Raw genomic sequence first — 20,018 nt, forward strand, 5'->3', positions numbered from 1 at the left:
GAAGCTTGCCCACCCTACGGCAGCCCCGGCGCCCATTTCCGCAGCAGCCCCGGCGCCCATTTCCGCAGCAGCCCTGTCGCCGGCGGGGACGCAACTCGCCCCGCCGCGCGTGCGGCGGCAGAATCCGCGGCATGAACGAGCGCACGCGGCTGCTGGTCGTCGACGACGATCCGTCGGTCCGCGCGCTGCTGCGGGACTACCTGGAGGGCCACGGCTACGGCGTGGCCGAAGCGGCCGACGGCATCCAGATGCGCGCAGCCCTCGAGCGCGAATTGCCGGACGCCGTGCTGCTCGACGTGCGGCTGCCGGGCGAGGACGGACTGGTGCTCGCGCGCTGGCTGCGCGAACGCTACGACCTCGGCCTGCTGATGGTGACCGCATCGGGCGACGTCGTGGATCGCGTCGTCGGCCTGGAACTGGGCGCCGACGACTACATCGCCAAGCCTTTCGACCTGCGCGAGCTGCTGGCGCGCCTCAAGAGCGTGCTGCGCCGGCTGCAGGCCGGACCGCAGTCCGCCCAGGGCGCGGCACCTCCGGCGGCGCCGGAACCGCCGCCGCAGCCGCGCCGCCCCTTCGGGCGCTGCGAGGTGGACCTGGCCTCGCACCGCATGTTCGCCGCCGACGGCGCGGAAGTGACAATCACGGCGATGGAATACGAACTGCTCGCCACCTTCCTCGACAACCCCAACCGGGTGCTCACGCGCGACCAGCTGCTGATGCGCACGCGCAACCGCGAGTGGGGGCCGTTCGACCGCTCCATCGACATCCGCATCGGCCGGCTGCGCCGCAAGGTGGAGCCGGATCCGCAGGGCGAGCCGCGCGTGATCCGCACCGTGCGCAACGCCGGCTACATGTTCGTGCCGGCCACCGGCTGACTCAGATCCCCAGGCAGCGCCAGGTCCTGCTGCGGACCAGGCCGGCACTGTGGGGTTTCGTCGCGGTGCCCACTTCCTCGACCGGCCGGCCGTTGCAGTGCAGGACCGCCGCCGAGCGCACGGCGGCGTCGCTGATCTGCCAGCGGTCCCATTCGATCGCGATCGTGTCCGGCGTGGACGACAGGACCTTCTGGGGTCCCAGCCGGCTGCCGGTGGCGCAGGCCGAGACGAGCAGGGCGGTGGCCAGCAGCGCCAGCCGCGATGCGGATCGCGTATGCAGAGTCATCATGGTCGCCTCGCCGTCGGAGCCTGGGCGCCGTCGCCGTCGGACGGCGGGTGGCCCACGGGATGCGTGGCGTGCGTTGCATGCGGCCGGGTACGCGCGGCCTGCTGCAGCGCCCGCCAGGCGCTGCGGGAACCTTCCCCGCTGTGCAGCTGCGGTTCCCGAGCGGACCGCGGGTCCGCCTCGGGAACGCTCGTCTGGATGGCTGCTGTCGTTCGCATCGGAAGCCCCCGCCTCGCGGCCGGCCCTCAGGGCGTGAAGTCGATCTCCGTCGCCTCGATGGGACCCGTGCCGCCCGCGGGCACCCTGCCCTTGACGCGGACGACCACGCCGTTCGCCAGGTTGGCCTCGATGGTGCCGTCGTCCAGCCGCGTCGCGGCCGAGTAGTGGAACGTCAGCCCCCGCACGACGAAAGTCTGGGCGGCGAGGTTCAACGCGGACACCGCGCCTTCCACGTCCACTTCGGCCTCTTCGTCTTCGTCCTCGAGCTCGATCTCGCGCGCGACGAGCACGCCGTTGACGAGCTCGCCTTCGATCTCGACCCGCTGGCCGATCGGCAGCACCGTGCCCGCGGGAAGCCGCGAGACGTCGATCGTGATGCCGTTCACCTGCAGCAGCGCCCCGTTCTGCACCAGGATGCCTTCGACTTCCGCTTCGTCGCGGTCCTGCTCGACGGCCTGGCGCAGGTCGATCCGGTTGACGACCCATTGGCCGGCCGCGTTCCTGACGGTCTGCGTGCGCACGCGCACGAACTGGCCGTTGGCCAGCGGCGTCGCGGGCAGCCGCGCGGCCGATGCGAAGTTGAAGATCGCCGTGCCGATGCGGAAGGTCTGCGCGACGGGGTCGAGGTCGGCGATGAATCCGCGCACCTTGAATTCGTTGGCCGCGTTCTCGCGTTCGATGCGCGTCGCGGTGACGACGCCGTTCGCGCCGAGGAAGCCGGAGACCTCGAGGATGTTGCCGACGGCGATGGCGGCGAAGGTCGTGCCGTCGAAGACCGTGGCGGCGTCGACCTTCACGGTCTGGCCGAAGACCACCAGCGTGTCGGGCGCCGTCTTGGATTCCACCGGCCCCTTGATCTCGCTCTCGATGGTGATCGCGGTGGCCGTGGCGGTGGGCAGGCCGCCGCCGGTGCCGGCGGTGGTGGCGCCGGCCAGCACCCGGACCACCATGCCGAGGCGCAGGTCGCCGGGGCCCATGGCCCGGCCATCGTCGTCCTCGTCCACGACGCGCGCCGCGCGATCGTCGAAGCGAACGCCGTTCACGATGATGGAGCCGAAGCCGGAGATGCGGCCGGCCATGAAGGAGCCGGTCCCGCCGGTGTCGACGCCGCCGCCGCCGACGACACCGCCTCCTCCGCCCCCGCCGCCCCCGCCGCACGACGGCAGCACCACGACGCCGGCCATCGACAGCAGGGTGACCAGGGCACGCCGCCGCGGGATGCGTGGCGGGACGACACGGGAAATGCGCGGGTCGGACATGATCAGTCCTCCTTTTGGACAAAGGGAGCCGGCGCGTCCACCTGGGCATCCATGCCTTCGGTGTACGCGAAGAGGCCGATGCGAACGCGCTGGTCGGCGGCCCGGTCCGCCGACTTGTCCGCATCGATCAGCGCCTGCAGCGCCGGAGCCAGGGTGTGGAGCAGACGCTCCCATTCCGCACCGACCAGCGCGCGGACCTCGGCCAGCGAGGCCTCGGACAACTCGTCGGCGAACAGGGCCTGCTCCAGGTGGCGCCTGCCGTCGCCGAGCACGTTCTCGACGGCGGCGGACAGGTGGTCGCCCACGTTGGCGCCGAGGAAGCCGAGCATGCGGTCGCGATCCGCGCGCGGCACGAAAGCCGTGCGCAGCAGGTGCACGCAGCCGTCCGCGGGGTCGATACGGGCCAGTCCCAGGCGCGAGAGTTCTTCCAGCAGCGTGCGGGGATGCACGTCGCGAGTGATCGAATGCGCCAGGCTTTCGAAGCTGGGCGCCGGGCCCTGCGCGGGCAGGGCGAGCGGGATGCCGTCAGTGCTGCGCAGCCGCGGGTCGGACAGCCAGCGCGTGAAGGCCTGGGTGGCGGGCGCGGGCCGCGTCGGCGCCGCCTCGGCGTCGGGACTCTGCATGAGCCGGGTGACCTCGCGGCGGTTCAGTCCCGTGGCCGCGCTGATGCGGCTCACCGCGCGATGGGCCGGCACGCCTGGATGGGCAGCGCGTGCGGCCTCGACAAAGCTCTGCTTCAGGATCTCCGCGACGTCCCCCAGCGGCAGCCCGCGCCCAACCGCGAGCCGCGCCACTGGTCTCAGCACGGCGCGACAGGCGCGCCGCAATGCATCCTGCGCGATCGGCAAATGTCCGGCCAAGGCCACCACATCGGCGGTGTCGGCGGATTCGCGAGCGTCGCGCAGTTCCATGATCTTGCTTCGACAGCGTTCGCGAAGAGTAAATGTGCAGCGTGCACAGTCAAGAAAGAATGTGCAACTCGCACGGTGTTCTCGTTGCTGAGCACCGTGCGATTTCCCTGCGGCCGGGCGTCAGTCGCGGCAGTCGGTGCCGCCGGCACAGCGCCGCACGATCTTCATGACGAGCCCGGTCTCCTCGAACGGGATGCCCGTCTTGGTGCCGAGCACGTACAGCTCGCCGGCCGCGTCCTCGCCGAAGCCGTGCACGAAGACGTTGATCCTGCCGTTGACCAGGTTCACCACGCGCGGCGTCGCGTCCTTCGGATCGGGATTGAAGTTCGGGTCCAGGTAGAACACCGAGCCGTTGCCCGACGTCAGGCGGTGCGAGTAGTCGCCGAACACGTAGCGGCCGCGCAGCGCGGGGATCTCCGTTCCGCGGTAGACGAAGCCGCCGACCACCGCCACGCCCTCGTCGTGGTCGTACTCGGCAACCGGGTCGATCAACCCTGCCGGCGCGCCGGGCGAGAAGGCGAACGGGAAGCCGTCCGAAGCGAAGCCGAAGAGCTCGAAGCCCGCGGGGTTGAACAGGAACCGGCCTTCCTTCACGCGCCAGCCGTAGTTGCCGCCCTGGAGGACCGGCCCGTCGACTTCCTCCAGGTGGTTCTGGCCGACGTCCGACGTCCAGATGCTGCCGTCGCCGCCGAGGTCCATCCGGTCGGACGACGCGCGGAACGGATTGCGGAAGCCGAAGGCATAGATGTCACCCTCCACGAACAGCGGAGAGGTGCGCGGGACATCGACCGCGATGCGCAGGATCTTGCCCAGCGGCGTGTCCCGCCGCTGGCCATTGCCCGGTTCGGGGTGGCCGATGCAGGGGCCTTCCCCTTGCAGGCCCAGCTGGCCGTTCTGGTCGTCGGCGCAACCGCCGTCGCCGCTGGTGATGTACAGCAGGGTGCGGTCGTCGGGACGGGTGCCGAAGAAGATCGCGCCGCCGTTGTGGTTGAACTGCGGCTGCTGGAAGGTGTAGACCTCGCGCAGCATCTCCGGCTTGCATTGCGCCGTGGCCGGGTCCTCGGAGACGGGGCCTTGCGTGAGTGCCGCGGGGATGGCCGTGAGGTGCCATTCGCGGATCACGCTGCGGTGGTTCGGCTGGCCGGAGGGATTGCAGCCGGCGCAGTTCTCCGACGTGTAGGTGTACAGCAGGCCGTTCGCCGTGAACGCCGGATGGAACGCCGCACCGAGGAAGCCGCGCTCGTCGCCGGGGATCAGCGGCACCAGCAGGTCGCGCGTGTTCATGCACAGCGCCTTGGCGCCCGTTCGCACGTCGATCGCCCACAACGGCCCGTCCTGGTCCACGACGTAGAGGGTGGCCGGCTGGCCCGGCGCGAAGGTGCCCCAGTTGGGCGCCGTCAGGCCGTTGCCTTCGGCCACGGTCTGCAATTGCGTCTGGATCGCGCCGTTGCGGATGTGCCCGGGGATCGGGTCGTCGATCGGGCGCAGCGCACCGGCTCCGCTCCCGCTGCCCGGGTTGCTCCCGCTGCCGCCTCGGGCCAGGAGGCCCTGTGACGTGCCGGAACCTGAATCGCCGCCGCCGCAGGCCACCATGCCCGCGACGATCATCAACGCTGCCGCTAGCTTCATCGCATACCTCCAAGCCTTCGGGACAGGAAGGTCGAGCGGGCGCGAGACATCCTGTCCGCCCGGCCGCACGGTGCCGCGTGGCACCGCGGCGAATGTTAGGCACGCGCTGCCTTCAGGACCGCTCGGCCGAAGAGAAGCTCCGTAATCGCTGCATCAGGGGGTACGGCCCTGCTCGTACACCAGCATGGCCGCGGCGAGGTCTTCCAGCGCCGTGCCGACCGATTTGAAGACGGTTCGCTCGGCGGCGGACGTGCGGCCTTGCGCCTCGCCGCGCGACAGCCTCCCGAGCGTGCCGCGTACCTCGTGCGCAGCGAACACGCCGCGCGACATCGGGCCCAGCAGCTCGCCGCTTTTCTCCAGGGCCTCCTCGGTGTCGAGCCAGATCGAGGCGCCGGCGAAGCAGGCATCGTCCGCCTCGCGCATCGCCGGCGTGAAGCTGCCGATCAGGTCGAGGTGGGTGCCGGGACGCAGCCATTCGCCGTGCACGACCGGCTCGGTGGCGAGCGTCGCGCAGCTCACGATGTCGGCCTGCGCGCAGGCGGCGGCGAGGTCCGTGACGGCTTGCACGGCGAGTCCCTGCGTGCGCAGTTGCGCGGCGAGCGCCTGGGCCTTGCGCGCATCGCGCGCCCAGAGGCTCACCCGTTCGATCGGCAGCACCGCGCGGTACGCCTGCGGCAAGAGGCGCGCGACCTGCCCGGCGCCGGCCACCAGCAGGTGTATCGCGTCGGTGCGGGCGAGCCAGCGCGCGGCGAGCGCGGACGCCGCTGCCGTGCGCCGTTGCGTGATCGCGTCGCCGTCGATCACCGCGAGGGGCCGGCCGCTCGCGCCGTCGCACAGCAGGTAGCTCGCGTGCAGGCCCGGCAGCCCGCGTTGCGCGTTGCCGGGCGCGATGTTGATCGTCTTGATGCCGTAATAGCGGCCCGGGATCCACGCCGGCATGATCAGCGAGGTGAAGGGCGCGCCGCCCGGCACCGGTACCTCGTGCACGTGGCGCGCCGGCACTTCGCAGCCCCGCGCGAACAGCGACTGCAGCGCGGGCACCAGCCGCTCGAACGGCAGGGCTTGCGCGGTCGCGGCAACGTCGAAGATCTCCATGGCGGCGATTGTCGCGCCCCGTCCGCGCAGGTCAGGTCCCGGTCAGCCACCGGGGCAGACACTGCAGCCTGCGTGGGTGCTCCTCACCGTCCCGGATGGCGGTCCTGGAGCGGCTCCGCGTCTCCTTGCAACCGCTCAGCGCGGTTCGCAATTCCGGCCGCCTTCGTGCGGCCGTTTTTTTTGGGGGGTGCGTGAACTGCGTGGCCGCGCGGGTTCCAGGCATTCACGCTTCCTGATGCGATCCTGATGTCGCCGGTGCTACCCTTGCCGGGTCATGGACGCACCAGGCGCCGCTTCCCTGCCAGCCCCCTCCCGGTCCTTGCGGGATGGCGCGATCGTGGCCGTGCTGCTGCTGGCCGCCACCGCCGCGAACCTGCTGCTGGATCGTTACGTCAGCGTCGGCAGCCAGGGAATGGTCTACGTGCTGGCGGTGGTGATCACCTCCTACCGGCTGGGACGCCTGCCTTCGGTGCTGTGCGCCGTCGGCGCCGTCATGCTGCTCAATTTCCTGTTCATCCCCCCGCGCTACACCTTGCTGGTGGAAGCGCGCGAGAACCTGTTCGCACTGGTGGCGATGCTGGCCGTGGCGCTGGCGATCAGCCATCTCGGCACGGCGCTGCGCCGCGAGACGGAGGCGGCACGGCTGAACGAGCGCCGCGCGCGGCAACTGCAGGAACTGGCGACCGGGCTCGCGTCGGCCGCGCTGCCCGCCGAGGTGCACCTGCTCGCCCAGCGCCACCTCGCGCGCGCTTTCGCGGGACCGTGCCGCGTCGCGCTGTTGGACGCGCAGGACGAGCTGCACCTGCCGCCGGACCTGGTGGAGCGTTACCGGGACGGGATGCAGGCCTGCATCCGCGAGGCCGCCACGCTCGGCCCGGGCACCGGCCGCTGGCCCGGGCTGAAGGCCTGGTACCTGCCGCTGCGCGCGGAGAACCGCATCGGCGGCGCGGCCTGCGTGGAGAACGTGTCCGCCTACGACGAGAGCGGGCGCGAGCATGCCCAGGCGATCTGCGCGCTCGCCGGCCAGGCGCTGCATCGGCTGAAGCTCACGGCGGCGATGCACAGCGCCGAGGAGCAGTCGCAATGGCATCGCGCCCAGAGCACCTTCCTGGCCGCGATCTCGCACGACTTCCGCACGCCGCTGGCGGCGATCGTCGGTGCCGCCTCGTCGCTGCAGACCCAGGCGGCCAAGCTGGCGCCGCCGCAGCAGGAGCAGCTGCTGGCCACCATCCTCGCCGAGTCGCGCCACCTCGCCACGCTGACCGACAACACGCTGCAGCTCGTGCGGCTGGACCACGCCGGCGAGCTGCACCGCGACTGGGAGTCGATGGAGGAGATCGTCGGCTCGGTGCTGGCGCGGGTGCGGCAGCGCGACGTCGCCCACCGGATCCGGTCGCAGGTGCCACCGGGCCTGCCGCTGTTCCAGGCAGATCCGGTGCTGCTCGCGCAACTGCTCGAGAACCTGCTGGACAACGCGCTCAAGTACAGCGCGGACGCCATCGAGGTCGAGGTGCGGCTCGCCGGGCGGTCCATCGAGCTGGCCGTGCACGACCGCGGCGACGGGATTCCCGCCGGCGAGGAACTCGCGATCTTCGAGCCCTATCGTCGTGGCGATCGCTCGGGGCGCGGCGGGGCGGGCCTCGGCCTGGCGGTGTGCCGGGCCATCGCGCGCGCCCATGGTGGCGAACTGGCGGCGCATGCGCGGCCAGGCGGCGGCAGCAGTTTCGTGCTGCGCCTGCCGCTCGCCTTGCAGCAACCCGCTCCGGAGCCGGCGTGATGCTGCGCCTGCTGGTGGTCGAGGACGACCCGGCCATCCGCGCGATGCTGCAGTCGACGCTGGTGGTCGAAGGCTTCGAGGTGCGGACGGCGGTTTCGGTGAGCGAGGCGCGTGCCCTGCTGCGGCACGCGGCGCCGGACGTCGTGCTGCTCGATCTCGGCTTGCCCGACGGCGACGGCCTCGACCTGTTGCGCGAGCTGCGGCGCGAGCAGGCGATCCCCGTGCTCGTCGTCTCCGCCCGGCACCAGGAAACGGAGAAGGTGAAGCTGCTCGATGCCGGTGCCGACGACTACCTCACGAAGCCCTTCAGCGTGGGGGAGCTGCTCGCGCGCATCCGCGTCGCCATGCGCCATCGTGGCACCGCGCTGTCGCCGGCGCGCACGGCCTACGACTCGGGCACCTTGCACGTCGACCTGGCCGGCCGGATGGTGGCAGTGAAAGGACAGCCGGTGCACCTCACGCCCACGGAGTTCGCGTTGCTCGCACGGCTCGTGCGCAGCGCCGGCCAGGTCGTCACGCACAGGCAGCTGCTGGCCGACGTCTGGGGACCCGAGTTCGTGGACCACACGCACTACCTGCGCCTGTACATGGGACAGCTGCGCGCCAAGATCGAGGAGCGGCCGGCCGAACCGCGCCACCTCCTGACCGAGACCGGGGTCGGCTACCGGCTCGCAGCCGCCTGAGCGGCTCCATATGCTTTCCTGACGCAGCGGGCGCCACACTCGCGGCCTCACTGGCTTGCGCGAGACGCGATGACGACGATTGCACGAGAGGGCCGCGCCGCCCTCACCCTGGGGGCCCTCGGCGTGGTGTACGGGGACATCGGCACCAGCCCGCTGTACACGGTGCGGGAGATCTTCCATCCCGATCACCGGCTGGCGCTCGACGCGCACAACCTGGTCGGGTCGATCTCCGTCGTGATCTGGGGGCTGGTGCTGGTCGTCACGCTCAAGTACGTGGTGCTCATCCTGCGCGCCGACAACCGGGGCGAGGGCGGCATCATGGCCCTGACCGCGCTCGCGGCGAAGGCGGCGGGCAGCACGGCGCGCCGCCGGCTGGCGCTTCTGCTGGTCGGGGTGTTCGGGGCCGCGCTGTTCTACGGCGACAGCATCATCACGCCGGCGATCTCGGTGCTGAGCGCCGTCGAGGGCCTCGAGATCGCCACTCCCGCCCTGAAGCCTTACGTGCTTCCGGTCTCGCTCGGCGTGCTGATCGCGCTGTTCTCGTTCCAGCGTTTCGGCACCGCGACGGTCGGCAAGCTGTTCGGGCCGGTGATCGGCCTCTGGTTCCTGGTGCTGGCGGCCGCGGGCCTCGTCCAGATCCTGCAGGAGCCGCGCATCCTCGCGGCGCTCGATCCGTTCCGCGCGCTGTCGTTCATCCGCACGCAGGGCTGGCATTTCTTCGTGGTGCTGGGCGCCATCGTGCTGGCCTTCACCGGCGCGGAGGCGCTGTATGCGGATCTGGGGCATTTCGGCAAGCGGCCGATCCAGTGGGCCTGGTGCGCGCTGGTGCTGCCGTCCCTCGCCCTGAACTACATGGGACAGGGCGCCCTGCTGCTGCGCGATCCGGCGGCGCTGGAGAACCCCTTCTTCCGCCTGTTCCCGTCCGGGCTGCTGATCCCCGCCGTCGTCCTCGCGACGGTCGCCACGATCATCGCTTCGCAGGCAGTGATCACGGGTGCGTACTCGCTGACGCAGCAGGCCGTGCAGCTCGGGTTGTTGCCGCGCATGCAGATGCTGCACACCTCGGACACGGAGAAGGGGCAGATCTACCTGCCGCTGGTGAACTGGCTGCTGCTGGTGGCCGTGGTGCTGGCGGTGATCGGATTCGGCAGTTCCTCGGCGCTCGCCTCCGCCTATGGCATCGCCGTCACCGTGACCATGCTGGCCACCACCCTGCTCACTTTCTTCGTCGTGCGGCACGCGTGGGAGTACCCGCTGCCGCTCGCCATCGGGGCCACCAGCCTGTTCGTCGTCGTCGACGTGCTCCTGGTCGCGGCCTGTTCGCTCAAGTTCCTGCAGGGCGGCTGGTTCCCCCTCGTGCTGGGCCTTGCCCTGTTCGTGGTCATGGCGAGCTGGCGCCGCGGCCGTGAGCTGCTGGTCGGCAGCATCAGCCAGGGCGACCCCGAGCTGCTGCCGTTCCTGCAGGCGCTGGCGGGCGACGACATGCCGCGATCGCGCCGCACCGCCGTCTATGCCGTGGCGAGCACGCGGACCGTGCCGCAAGCCCTGCTGCACAACCTGAAGCACAACCAGGTGCTGCACGAACGCAACCTGATCCTCACGGTGACCTTCCACGAGGTCCCCTTCGTCCCGGACGCGGAGCGCGTCGACGTGCAAGCCCTGGTCCCGGGCTTCTGGCGCGTGCAGGTGCACTACGGCTTCAAGGACACGCCGGACATTCCCGCGGCGCTCGCCATGTGCCGCTCGCCCGAGCTGCCGATCGATCTCTTCGAAACGACGTACTTCCTCAGCCGCGAGACGATCGTGCCCACGCGGCGGCCCGGCATGATGCTGTGGCGCGAGCGGCTGTTCGCCTTCATGGCGCGCAACGCCGGGAACATCGCCGACTTCCTGCGGCTGCCGGACAACTGCGTGATCGAACTGGGGACGCGGGTGCAGATCTAGCTTGCCGTCGATTCCCGCTCCACGATCCGGAAGCCGACGTCGATCACCGGCGAGGCGATCTCCTTGCCGTTGCAGCGGTCGATCACCAGTTGCGCGGCCAGCCGCCCGATCTGCGCGCCGTCGATGTGCACGCTGGTGAGCGAAGGCCGCAGGTGCGCCGAGAAGTCGGCGTCGCCGAAGCCGCACACGGCCAGGTCCTGCGGGATGCGCAGGCCGCGCGCGAGCGCTTCGACCAGCACGCCTTGCGCGAGTGCGTCGGAGCTGCAGCACACGGCCTGGATCTTCGGGTCCTGCTGCAGCAGGTCGCCGAGCGCGCGCCGGCCCAGCGCCACGCTGCTCGGTGCCGGCACGGTGGCCGTCGGCACCTCGCGCCCCGCCGCGGCGAGGAAGCCCTCGCGGCGCTGCTGCGCTCGCTGGTCGTCGCCCGTTGCGACTGCCAGCCGCTTCCAGCCTTTGGAGAGGAAGTAGCCCGCCACCGCGCTGCCCACCTTCAGGTGCGAGAAGCCCACCATCATGTCGACCGGGCGCTCGCTCAGGTCCCAGGTCTCCACTACCGGCACGCCGAGGCTGCGCAGCTGCTCGCGCGCGCGCGGCGAGTGCACGAGGCCGGTGACCACCACGCCGTCGGGACGGCGGCCCATCATCGCGGCGATCAGCTTCTCCTCGCGGCCGTGGTCGTAGCCGCTCTGGCCCAGGATCAGCTGGTAGCCGTGGCCGTCCAGCGTTTCGGTGAGGGCCTGCACGGTCGGCAGGAACTGCGGCACCGAGATGATCGGCACCAGGCCGGCCACCGTCATGCTGCGTTTCGACTTGAGTCCACCCGCGAGCAGGTTGGGGATGTAGCCGGTGCGCTCCACCGCTTCGCGTACGCGCTCGATGGTGGCCTTGGACACCAGCGTCGGATTGCCCAGTGCGCGCGAGGCCGTGATCAGCGACACGCCCGCCTCGCGCGCCACGTCGTGCAGCGTGATGCCTTTGGGGGTAGGGGAGCGGGCCATGGGGTCTTGGGTCTTGACAGGCGTTTTGACAACGATAGCATGCGAGGCTTGCGCGGGCCGAGGCCCGTCTTTTTGCCACCAGATTGATAACGTTGTCATGACCGCTTCCGAACCCGCCGGCCGCATCGTCCGCGTGCGCCTGTCCTCCTGCTACCTGCCGCTGGCGACGCCCATCAGCGACGCCAAGGTGCTCACCGGCCGCCAGAAGCCGATGACCGAGGTGGCCATGCTGTTCGCGGAGATCGAGACGGCCGACGGCCAGAAGGGCCTGGGCCTGAGCTACTCCAAGCGCGCGGGCGGGCCGGGCCAGTTCGCGCATGCACGCGAGATCGCGCCGGCGCTGCTGGGCGAAGACGCGAGCGACATCGGCCGCCTCTGGGACAAGCTGTGCTGGGCCGGCGCCTCCGTCGGCCGCAGCGGCCTGTCGACGCAGGCGATCGGCGCCTTCGACGTCGCGCTGTGGGACCTGAAGGCGCGCCGCGCCCACCTGCCGCTGGCCAAGCTGCTCGGTGCGTATCGCGACTCGGTCCGCTGCTACAACACCTCGGGCGGCTTCCTGCACACGCCGACCGATCAACTGCTGGTGAACGCCGCAGCCTCGATCGAGCGCGGCATCGGCGGCATCAAGCTGAAGGTCGGCCAGCCCGATGGCAGCCTCGACCTGAAGCGCGTGGAAGCGGTGCGCAAGCACCTCGGCGACGCCGTGCCGATCATGGTGGACGCCAACCAGCAGTGGGACCGCCCGACGGCGCAGCGCATGTGCCGCATCTTCGAGCAGTTCAACCTGGTGTGGATCGAGGAGCCGCTCGACGCCTACGACCACGAAGGCCACGCCGCGCTCGCGCAGCAGTTCGACACGCCGATCGCCACCGGCGAGATGCTGACCAGCGCCGCCGAACACGGCGAGCTGATCCGCCACCGCTCCGCCGACTACCTGATGCCCGATGCGCCGCGCGTCGGCGGCATCACGCCCTTCCTCAAGATCGCCGCGCAGGCGGACGCCGCCGGCCTGCTGCTGGCGCCGCACTTCGCGATGGAGCTGCACATCCACCTGGCGGCCGCGTATCCGCGCGAGCCCTGGGTCGAGCACTTCGACTGGCTCGAGCCGCTGTTCAACGAGCGCATCGAGATCCGCGGCGGCCGCATGCTGGTGCCCACCCGCCCGGGCCTCGGCCTCAGCCTCAGCGAGCAGGCGCGTTCCTGGACGCGCGAGCAGGCGGTGTTCGAGCACCGCGCCTGACGGTTTCCCTTTCCATTTCAACCAAGGAGACAAACGATGAAACGAGTTCTCATGGCCCTGGCCTTCGGCGCCGCAGCCGTCGCCGCGCAGGCGCAGGCCTGGCCCGCCGGCAAGCCGGTCACGCTGCTGGTGCCGTTCCCGCCCGGCGGCTCCACCGACATGATCGCGCGCACGCTCTCCACCCGGCTGCCGGAGAAGCTGGGCGCGGGCACCTTCGTCGTGCAGAACACCGCCGGCGCCGGCGGCACGCTCGGCGCGGCGGCGGCCAAGCGCGCGGCACCGGACGGCTACACGATCTTCGTGTCCTCGCTCGGCCCCTTCGTGATCGGCCCGCACCTCATGAAGAGCGTGCAATACGACCCGCTGAAGGACTTCGACTACGTCAGCGTCGCCGTGCAGGCGCCCAACGTGCTGGCCGTGCCGGCCAACTCGCCCTTCAAGTCGGTGGCCGAGGTGATGGCGCACCTGAAGGCGCAACCCGGCAAGATGACCTTCGCGTCCGCCGGCAACGGCACCAGCGACCACCTCACCGCCGAACTGTTCTGGCAGGAGACGCACACCAAGGGCACGCACGTTCCCTACAAGGGCGGCGCGCCGGCCATGCAGGACCTGCTGGCGGGCCAGGTGGACGCGACCTTCATGAACATCAACACGGGCCTGCCCAACATCAAGGCCGGCAAGCTGCGCGCGCTGGCGATCACCAGCACCAAGCGCTCGCCGCTGCTGCCCGACGTGCCCACCATGGAAGAACTCGGCTTCAAGGGCGTGACGGTGTACTCGTGGCAGGCGGTGGCCGCGCCCAAGGGGCTGCCGGCGGACACCAAGGCGAAGCTGCATTCGGCCATCGCCTCCATCCTCAACGACGCGCAGGTGAAGCAGCCGCTGCTGGACCTCGGCTTCGAGATCGTCGCCAACACGCCCGAGCAGTTCACCGAGTTCCAGGCGCGCGAATTCGCCCGCTGGAAGAAGGTGATCGAGACCGGCAAGATCACGGCGGACTGAGCGGGAGTTCGGTAACCCCCAACATCCGGACGCAGAGGGCGCAGAGGTTTTCGCAGAAGGCGCAGAAGAAATCCTTCAATCGGAATCTTCTGCGTTCTCTGCGGAACCTTTGCGACCTCTGCGTCCGGTTGTTAGTAGTGGTCCATTCCCGGCAGCGCACGCCAGGGCGCGCAGCCCCTGCCTAGAATCGCGGATGGATTCCTCCACCGCCGAACTCAACCCCTTGCTGCAAGCCTGGACGGCGCCGTACACGCTGCCGCCGTTCCAGGACCTCCTTCCCGCGCATTTCGAACCGGCCTTCGCCGCCGCCATGCGCGAGCACATGGCGCAGCTCGACGCGATCGCTTCCGATCCCGAGCCCGCCGGTTTCGCCAACACGATCGAAGCCTTCGATCGCGCCGGCTATCGCCTCGGCCGCATCGGCATGCTGTTCGGCAACCTGTGCAGCTCGCATACCTCGCCGGAGCTGCAGGCCGTGGAGCGCGCCGTCGCCAAGCCGCGTGCCGCGCACTACAGCGCCGTGTACATGCATGCCGGCGTGTTCGCGCGCATCCGGGCGCTGCACGAGCGGCGAGAACAGTTGCCCCTCACGTCCGAACAGCGGCGCCTGTTGGAACGCACGCACCTGGACTTCGTGCGGTCCGGCGCGCTGCTCGCGCCCGAACAGCAGGCGCGCCACGCGGAGATCGTGCAGAAGCTCGCCGCCGCCCAGACGCTGTTCGGGCAGAACGTGCTGCACGACGAGACCGAATGGAAGCTGGTGCTGCACGACGAGGCGGAACTGGCGGGGTTGCCCGATTTCGCGCGCGATGCAGCCCGCACGGCGGCGCAGCAGCGCGGCGAACCGAATGCGTACGCGATCACGCTGTCGCGTTCGCTGATCGTGCCTTTCCTCACCTACTCCGAGCGGCGCGACCTGCGCGAGCAGGCCTGGCGCGCGTGGACTTCGCGCGGCGAGCACACGGGCGTGCACGACAACCGGCCGGTGATCGCCGAGATCCTGATCCTGCGCGCGGAGCTCGCCCGGCTGCACGGCTACGAGACTTATGCCGACTACGCGCTGGTCGATCGCATGGCGCGCGAACCGGCGGCGGTGAACCGGCTGCTGGACGAGGTCTGGGAGCGTTCGAAGGCGGTGGCCGGCCGCGAGCGCGAGGCCCTGCTGGCCGCGCAGCGTGCCGAAGGGCGCGGCGACGAAGGCCTCGAAGCCTGGGACTGGCGCTACTGGGCGGAGAAGGTGCGCCAGCGCGATTACGCGGTGAACGATGCCGAGGTGAAACCGTACTTCTCGCTGGACGCGATGGTGGCCGCGGCCTTCGACTGCGCGCAGCGGCTGTTCGGGCTGCGCTTCACGCCGCGCAGCGACCTCGTGCCCTATCACCCCGACGTGAAGGCCTACGACGTGCACGACGCCGAGGGCCGCGGCGTGGGGCTGTTCCTGCACGACAACTTCGCGCGGCCGACCAAGCGCAGCGGCGCCTGGATGAGCGTGCTGGAGCGGCAGGGGCGCAACGGCGCCGAGACGCTGCCCATCGTCCTGAACAACAACAACTTCGCGCAGGGCCATCCCACGCTCCTGGGCTTCGACGACGTGCGCACGCTGTTCCACGAATTCGGCCATGGCCTGCACGGCCTCTTGTCGAACGTGACGTATGCGGGCCTCGCGGGCACCGCGGTGCTGCGCGATTTCGTCGAACTGCCCTCGCAGCTGTTCGAGCACTGGATGGAGGAGCCGCAGGTGCTGCGCCGCCATGCGCGCCACTGCGAGACCGGCGAACCGATCCCCGATGCGCTGGTCGCGCGGCTGCAGGCGGCGCAGCGCTTCGGCCAGGGCTACGAGAGCGCCCGCTACACCGCCAGTGCGCTGGTCGACATGGCCGTGCACAGCCTGCCGGCGCCGGAGCAGGTCGACGACTGGATCGCCTTCGAGGCCCGGGTGCTGCGCGAACGCGGGCTGCCGGACGCCGTGGGCCTCAACCATCGCCTGCCGCACTTCCAGCACCTGTTCAGCGGGGGCTATGCGGCGGGCTACTACGTGTACCTGTGGGCCGAGGTGCTCGACGCCGATGCGTACGAAGCGTTCGTGGAGGCCGGAGATCCCTTCGACGCGGACGTGGCCGGCCGGTTGAAGCGCTGGATCTATTCCAGCGGCAACACGATCGAGCCCGGCCAGGCCTACGAGGCGTTCCGCGGGCGGCCGGCGCGGATCGAGCCGCTGTTGAAGCAGAAGGGTTTGCTGGAGGCCTGAGTCGCCGCCGCTCGATCCCTCGTAGGGTGGGCAACTTCGTTGCCCACCGTGCGGCGCTTGAACGTGCAACGGACCCAACATCCGGACGCAGAGGGCGCAGAGGTCTCGCAGAAGACGCAGAAAAGTCAGTGTTGGTTTTCTCTGCGTTCTCTGCGGAAACTTTGCGACCTCTGCGTCCGGTTGTTGGTCTTTCCGGCACCCTTAGCGCGGCGCGCCCGCCAGCGCCACTGCGAGCTTCGCGCCGACTTCCGCGTTGTGCTTCACCAGCGCGATGTTGGTCGCGAGGCTGCGGCCTCCGGTGAGCTGCTGGATGCGATCGAGCAGGAACGGTGTGATCGCCTTGCCCGTGAGGCCCTGCGCAGCCGCTTCGTCCAGTGCCTGCTGCGTGATGCGGTCGATTTCGCCGCGGTCCATCGCCGCCTCCTTCGGCACCGGCGTGCTGATCACCACGCCGCCGGCCAGGCCCAGGTCCCACTTGGCGCGCAGGAAGCGCGCCTGCTGCGCCGCGTCGTCGAGGCGGTAGTCGGCGCGGAAGCCGCTGTCGGGCGTGTAGAAGGCGCCGAAGTTGTCCTGCCCGCAGGAGAGCACCGGCACGCCGTGCGTCTCCAGGTATTCCAGCGTCAGGCCGATGTCCAGCACCGACTTGGCGCCGGCGCACACCACCGCGACCGAGGTGCGCGCCAGCTCCTGCAGGTCGGCCGAGATGTCGAAGGTCTCGGCCGCGCCGCGATGCACGCCGCCGATGCCGCCGGTGACGAAGACTTCGATGCCGGCCAGCGCGGCGCAGATCATCGTGCCGGCCACCGTGGTCGCACCCAGCGCGCCGCTCGCCAGCACCGCGGGCAGGTCGCGGCGGCTCACCTTCGCCGCCGTGCCGGAGCTTCCCAGCAGCTCCAGTTCCTCGTCGGACAGGCCGATGCGGATGCGCCCGCCGATCACCGCGATGGTGGCCGGCTCCGCGCCGCCCGCGCGGATCACCGCCTCCACTTCGCGTGCGGTGCGCACGTTCTGCGGATACGGCATGCCGTGCGCGATGATCGTGGACTCCAGCGCCACGATCGGACGGCCGGCGTCTTGCGCGGCCGCGACGGCGGGACTGCGGACCAGCCAGGCAGCGGGGTCGAGGTGCATCGCGTGGACTCCAGTGGCCATGGTCAATGGAGTGTGCCGGAAAGACCAACAGCCGGACGCAGAGGGCGCAGAGGTTCCGCAGAGAACGCAGAACAAGATAGATGGATTTCTTCTTTTGCGTCTTCTGCGAAACCTCTGCGCCCTCTGCGTCCGGATGTTGAATGTCCCGGAAGCCCGGATGTTCTACAGCGACAGCAGCCGCTGGAAGAACGAGCGGTAGCGCTGCAGCGCGATGCGCATGTTCTCCGTGTTCGCCTGGTCGCCGCTGCCAATGCCCGATTCGATTTCGCTGCGCTGCTGCGAGAAGCTTTCGGCGAGGCTGCGCAGCACCTGCGCGACGAGTTCGTCGGCGTTCTGCACGGCCGCGCGTGGATCGTCCACGAAGCCGATCTGGATCGCGTCCCAGCGGCGGCGGAATTCTTCCGCGGCCTGGCCCTGGAACAGCGCCGCGAGCGGTTCAGCGTGCATGCCGCCGTCGCCGGGGCGCAGGTCTTGCGCCTGCATGGGTTCGGGTGCCTCGCCAGCGCGGGCGAGATCGGCGGTGCCGAGGTGGCGTTCGTCTTCGCGGCTCATGTCAGTGGCTCTCCATGTGATGCTTGTCCTGGCTGGTCTCGTGCCGGCGATGCAGGATGCCGCCGCGCGCCGGCGGCGCTTCGTCGTGGTGCGGGTCGCCCACTTCCAGCAGCTCGGAGAAGAGGGCGCGGTAGTGCACCACGGCCTGGCGCAGCGCCTCGGTGTCGGCCTCGCCCTGCTGGTCGCGCAGCGCGATGTCGCGGGCGGCGCGGTAGTGGTGGACCACGGCGGGATGGTCCACGGAGATGTCGCCCGCGCGCGTGACGAAGTCCGCCATCGGGTAGCCGCGCAGGCGCATCAGTTCGGTGACCAGCCGGTCGGCGTCCATCAGCACCCCCTTGGGGTTGTCGACGAAGCGCGCCTGCACCGCCCGCCAGTCTTCCGCGAAACGTGAGGCCACATCGGGAGCCAGCGGCACCAGCTTGAGTTTCTGCACGCGCTTTTCCCGCGCGCGCAGTTCGGCTTCGGCCTTGTCGCGGCTGCCCAGTTCGTCCACCGTGCGGTGGTATTCGGGTCCGAAGTGTTTTTCCAGCCGGTCGCTGCTGCGACGGCGCATGAGCAGCCACGCGCCGGCCAGCACGATCGCCAGCAGCACCAGGCCCAGTCCTATCGTCGTGTCCATGGGGTCTCTCTCTCCTTCGAAGGCCGCGCCGTGGCAGCCGGTTGCGCGGCTGGTGGCCGCTTGCCGTCAAGGTAGTCGCGGCCGAGGCGGTCGTGTGTGGGAGCGGGAGACCCCTGGCATGTAGGACGTGCTGCGCGAAGCCGCGCGCAATGGTAAGAAGCGGCAAGCACTGTGATGCGCTTGCCCGGGGTGTTACGGATTGGCGCGTGCTTGGCGTTCAGTGCACGCGGCTCGCCTTCAACTGCGCGCGCGCGTCGGTCTCGTTGAATTCCCGCATGAACTCCAGGAACGCGTTGCGCGTATGCATGACGCCATCGAGCACCACGAGCGAATTGGTGCGCGACACCGCGCGCCGGTGGATGCGGCGCAGGGCCGCGGCGAGTTCGGCTGCCGGCACGTCTTCCGCGTCCACCACCTCGCCGTAGAGGGTTGTCAGCTGGATCGTGTGGCCATTGGCGTTTTCCATGGCCTCACTGTGGCCCGGACACGGTGCGCACGGAGTCGGCGCGCCGGTACAGCCCCTGCGGGCGTGGTCCCACAGCCGTTCCGGCCGAGCGTCAGTGGGCGGCCGCCTGCAGCAGGCGCTGCACCAGCGGGTGCTGGATGCGGCGCTCGGCCGAAACGAGGAAGAAATGCTCGACGACTTCCGGGCAGTCGCCCAGCAGCTTGACCTTGGGATCGCTGCGCAGCTCGTCGTAGGACCAGCGCGATGCGGGAAAGGCCCCCATGCCGGCGCGGCCGAAGGCGGCGAGCAGGGCGCTGTCCTCGAACTCGCCCGCGATGCGCGGGCGCAGGCCGCGCTGCTCGAACCAGTGGTCCAGCCGCGCACGCACGGCCGCGTGCGACGTCGGCAGCAGCACCGGCATCTCGGCCAGGCACTCGGGGTACTTGCGCCTGCACTTCGCGGCGATCGCCGCCGGCGCGAACCACGCGAGCGGCGCTTCGCCGAGCGCATGGCTGTACAGGCGCAGGTTGGGATTGGGCGGCGCCGTTCGGTCCGACAGCACGGCGTCGAGCCGGTGCAGCGCGAGGTCGGCCAGCAACCGGTCGAATTCGTCCTCGTGGCAAAGCAGGCGCACCTGCGGCTCCTGCAGCGCGGGTTCGAGCAGGTGGTGCACCACGAGCTTGGGCAGCGTGTCGGAGATGCCGACCGCCAGCCGCAGGCCCTGGCCGGTGGCGGCCTCGCGCACCGCGGTGCGCAACTGCTCGCCGAGCTGGAAGATCTGGTCGGCATGCGCCATCGCGGCGATGCCGGCCTCCGTGAGCGTGAGTCCGCGCCCGGCCGGCTTGAACAGGGCGTGCCCCAAGGCATGCTCGAGGGCACGCACCTGTTCGCTCACCGTCTGCACCGCCATGTCCAGCCGGGCCGCCCCGCGGGCGATGCCGCCTTCCTTGCCGACGACCCAGAAGTAATACAGGTGGCGGTAGTTGAGGGGAGCGGCCATTGTGGATATCACTGAAAAATCACCTACGGTGATTTTTCAGTGGCTTGATCGGTGCGAACAGGCCCGGCAAAGCCGGATCCT

General features: G+C 70.2%; 18 protein-coding genes. 7 read left to right on the plus strand and 11 right to left on the minus strand.

The features are described 5' to 3' along the window. Positions 1-131: 131 nt before the first annotated feature. Positions 132-875, plus strand: coding sequence for a response regulator (locus VF522_RS04770; protein WP_330907086.1), 744 nt, complete (start codon positions 132-134; stop codon positions 873-875). 1 nt (position 876) lies between these two features. On the opposite strand, the gene VF522_RS04775 is transcribed toward VF522_RS04770, so the two are convergent. The 5 genes from VF522_RS04775 to VF522_RS04795 form a co-directional block, all read right to left on the minus strand. Then, complete coding sequence (locus tag VF522_RS04775; protein ID WP_330907087.1) at positions 877-1,164, minus strand: hypothetical protein; 288 nt, start codon at positions 1,162-1,164, stop codon at positions 877-879. A 242-nt stretch (positions 1,165-1,406) separates the two neighbouring features. Continuing rightward, complete coding sequence (locus tag VF522_RS04780; protein WP_330907088.1) at positions 1,407-2,639, minus strand: DUF5666 domain-containing protein; 1,233 nt, start codon at positions 2,637-2,639, stop codon at positions 1,407-1,409. 2 nt (positions 2,640-2,641) lie between these two features. Further along, a complete protein-coding gene (locus VF522_RS04785; protein ID WP_330907089.1) occupies positions 2,642-3,550 on the minus strand; it encodes a DUF6502 family protein in 909 nt (302 codons plus the stop codon). 120 nt (positions 3,551-3,670) lie between these two features. After that, positions 3,671-5,179, minus strand: coding sequence for a PQQ-dependent sugar dehydrogenase (locus tag VF522_RS04790; protein WP_330907090.1), 1,509 nt, complete (start codon positions 5,177-5,179; stop codon positions 3,671-3,673). A 153-nt stretch (positions 5,180-5,332) separates the two neighbouring features. Continuing rightward, positions 5,333-6,274 (minus strand): ornithine cyclodeaminase family protein, encoded by a 942-nt coding sequence (locus tag VF522_RS04795; protein ID WP_330907091.1) that lies wholly within the window; start codon positions 6,272-6,274, stop codon positions 5,333-5,335. Between the two features lie 274 nt (positions 6,275-6,548). Between VF522_RS04795 and VF522_RS04800 the strand changes: the two genes are divergently transcribed. From VF522_RS04800 to VF522_RS04810, 3 genes are all read left to right on the plus strand, one after another. Then, a complete protein-coding gene (locus tag VF522_RS04800; protein WP_330907092.1) occupies positions 6,549-8,051 on the plus strand; it encodes a DUF4118 domain-containing protein in 1,503 nt (500 codons plus the stop codon). Beyond that, positions 8,048-8,734 (plus strand): response regulator, encoded by a 687-nt coding sequence (locus VF522_RS04805; protein WP_330907093.1) that lies wholly within the window; start codon positions 8,048-8,050, stop codon positions 8,732-8,734. Before VF522_RS04800 ends, VF522_RS04805 begins: the two co-directional genes overlap by 4 nt. Before the next feature lie 69 nt (positions 8,735-8,803). Beyond that, positions 8,804-10,678: a potassium transporter Kup gene (locus VF522_RS04810; RefSeq protein ID WP_330907094.1), complete on the plus strand. Its 1,875-nt coding sequence runs from the start codon at positions 8,804-8,806 to the stop codon at positions 10,676-10,678. Here the strand turns inward: VF522_RS04810 and VF522_RS04815 are convergent. After that, complete coding sequence (locus VF522_RS04815; RefSeq protein ID WP_330907095.1) at positions 10,675-11,676, minus strand: LacI family DNA-binding transcriptional regulator; 1,002 nt, start codon at positions 11,674-11,676, stop codon at positions 10,675-10,677. The genes VF522_RS04810 and VF522_RS04815 overlap by 4 nt on opposite strands. 97 nt (positions 11,677-11,773) lie before the next feature. Here VF522_RS04815 and VF522_RS04820 point away from each other — a divergent pair, with 97 nt between their 5' ends. The 3 genes from VF522_RS04820 to VF522_RS04830 all read left to right on the plus strand — a co-directional run bounded on the left by VF522_RS04820 (position 11,774) and on the right by VF522_RS04830 (position 16,166). Continuing rightward, positions 11,774-12,916 carry an L-talarate/galactarate dehydratase gene (locus VF522_RS04820; RefSeq protein ID WP_330907096.1) on the plus strand — a complete coding sequence of 381 codons (1,143 nt, stop codon included), beginning with the start codon at positions 11,774-11,776 and terminating at the stop codon, positions 12,914-12,916. A gap of 36 nt (positions 12,917-12,952) precedes the next feature. After that, positions 12,953-13,918, plus strand: coding sequence for a tripartite tricarboxylate transporter substrate binding protein (locus tag VF522_RS04825; protein WP_330907097.1), 966 nt, complete (start codon positions 12,953-12,955; stop codon positions 13,916-13,918). Positions 13,919-14,111: 193 nt separating this feature from the next. Then, the gene (locus VF522_RS04830; protein WP_330907098.1) at positions 14,112-16,166 is read left to right on the plus strand and encodes a M3 family metallopeptidase; all 2,055 of its coding nucleotides are present in this window, start codon (positions 14,112-14,114) and stop codon (positions 16,164-16,166) included. Positions 16,167-16,367: 201 nt separating this feature from the next. Here the strand turns inward: VF522_RS04830 and VF522_RS04835 are convergent, their stop codons facing one another. The 5 genes from VF522_RS04835 to VF522_RS04855 all read right to left on the minus strand — a co-directional run bounded on the left by VF522_RS04835 (position 16,368) and on the right by VF522_RS04855 (position 19,937). Then, the gene (locus tag VF522_RS04835) at positions 16,368-17,318 is read right to left on the minus strand and encodes a pseudouridine-5'-phosphate glycosidase (RefSeq protein ID WP_414709447.1); all 951 of its coding nucleotides are present in this window, start codon (positions 17,316-17,318) and stop codon (positions 16,368-16,370) included. 162 nt (positions 17,319-17,480) lie between these two features. After that, the gene (locus VF522_RS04840) at positions 17,481-17,870 is read right to left on the minus strand and encodes a hypothetical protein (protein ID WP_330907099.1); all 390 of its coding nucleotides are present in this window, start codon (positions 17,868-17,870) and stop codon (positions 17,481-17,483) included. A gap of 1 nt (position 17,871) precedes the next feature. Continuing rightward, complete coding sequence (locus tag VF522_RS04845) at positions 17,872-18,492, minus strand: hypothetical protein (RefSeq protein WP_330907100.1); 621 nt, start codon at positions 18,490-18,492, stop codon at positions 17,872-17,874. Positions 18,493-18,709: 217 nt separating this feature from the next. Next, positions 18,710-18,958 carry a hypothetical protein gene (locus tag VF522_RS04850; protein WP_330907101.1) on the minus strand — a complete coding sequence of 83 codons (249 nt, stop codon included), beginning with the start codon at positions 18,956-18,958 and terminating at the stop codon, positions 18,710-18,712. Between the two features lie 91 nt (positions 18,959-19,049). Next, the gene (locus tag VF522_RS04855; RefSeq protein WP_330907102.1) at positions 19,050-19,937 is read right to left on the minus strand and encodes a LysR family transcriptional regulator; all 888 of its coding nucleotides are present in this window, start codon (positions 19,935-19,937) and stop codon (positions 19,050-19,052) included. Between the last annotated feature and the right edge of the window lie 81 nt (positions 19,938-20,018).

The organism is Ramlibacter sp. (assembly GCF_036383835.1).
Classification (GTDB): domain Bacteria; phylum Pseudomonadota; class Gammaproteobacteria; order Burkholderiales; family Burkholderiaceae_C; genus Ramlibacter.

Bases quoted from the DNA above. Each gene is read 5' to 3' on its own strand.
- VF522_RS04820 (WP_330907096.1), top strand. From the start codon at position 11,774: ATGACCGCTTCCGAACCCGCCGGCCGCATCGTCCGCGTGCGCCTGTCC.
- VF522_RS04845 (WP_330907100.1), bottom strand. From the start codon at position 18,492: ATGGACACGACGATAGGACTGGGCCTGGTGCTGCTGGCGATCGTGCTG.
- VF522_RS04780 (WP_330907088.1), bottom strand. From the start codon at position 2,639: ATGTCCGACCCGCGCATTTCCCGTGTCGTCCCGCCACGCATCCCGCGG.
- VF522_RS04835 (WP_414709447.1), bottom strand. From the start codon at position 17,318: ATGGCCACTGGAGTCCACGCGATGCACCTCGACCCCGCTGCCTGGCTG.
- VF522_RS04775 (WP_330907087.1), bottom strand. From the start codon at position 1,164: ATGATGACTCTGCATACGCGATCCGCATCGCGGCTGGCGCTGCTGGCC.
- VF522_RS04830 (WP_330907098.1), top strand. From the start codon at position 14,112: ATGGATTCCTCCACCGCCGAACTCAACCCCTTGCTGCAAGCCTGGACG.
- VF522_RS04825 (WP_330907097.1), top strand. From the start codon at position 12,953: ATGAAACGAGTTCTCATGGCCCTGGCCTTCGGCGCCGCAGCCGTCGCC.
- VF522_RS04840 (WP_330907099.1), bottom strand. From the start codon at position 17,870: ATGAGCCGCGAAGACGAACGCCACCTCGGCACCGCCGATCTCGCCCGC.
- VF522_RS04810 (WP_330907094.1), top strand. From the start codon at position 8,804: ATGACGACGATTGCACGAGAGGGCCGCGCCGCCCTCACCCTGGGGGCC.
- VF522_RS04850 (WP_330907101.1), bottom strand. From the start codon at position 18,958: ATGGAAAACGCCAATGGCCACACGATCCAGCTGACAACCCTCTACGGC.
- VF522_RS04855 (WP_330907102.1), bottom strand. From the start codon at position 19,937: ATGGCCGCTCCCCTCAACTACCGCCACCTGTATTACTTCTGGGTCGTC.
- VF522_RS04785 (WP_330907089.1), bottom strand. From the start codon at position 3,550: ATGGAACTGCGCGACGCTCGCGAATCCGCCGACACCGCCGATGTGGTG.
- VF522_RS04800 (WP_330907092.1), top strand. From the start codon at position 6,549: ATGGACGCACCAGGCGCCGCTTCCCTGCCAGCCCCCTCCCGGTCCTTG.
- VF522_RS04770 (WP_330907086.1), top strand. From the start codon at position 132: ATGAACGAGCGCACGCGGCTGCTGGTCGTCGACGACGATCCGTCGGTC.
- VF522_RS04795 (WP_330907091.1), bottom strand. From the start codon at position 6,274: ATGGAGATCTTCGACGTTGCCGCGACCGCGCAAGCCCTGCCGTTCGAG.
- VF522_RS04790 (WP_330907090.1), bottom strand. From the start codon at position 5,179: ATGAAGCTAGCGGCAGCGTTGATGATCGTCGCGGGCATGGTGGCCTGC.
- VF522_RS04815 (WP_330907095.1), bottom strand. From the start codon at position 11,676: ATGGCCCGCTCCCCTACCCCCAAAGGCATCACGCTGCACGACGTGGCG.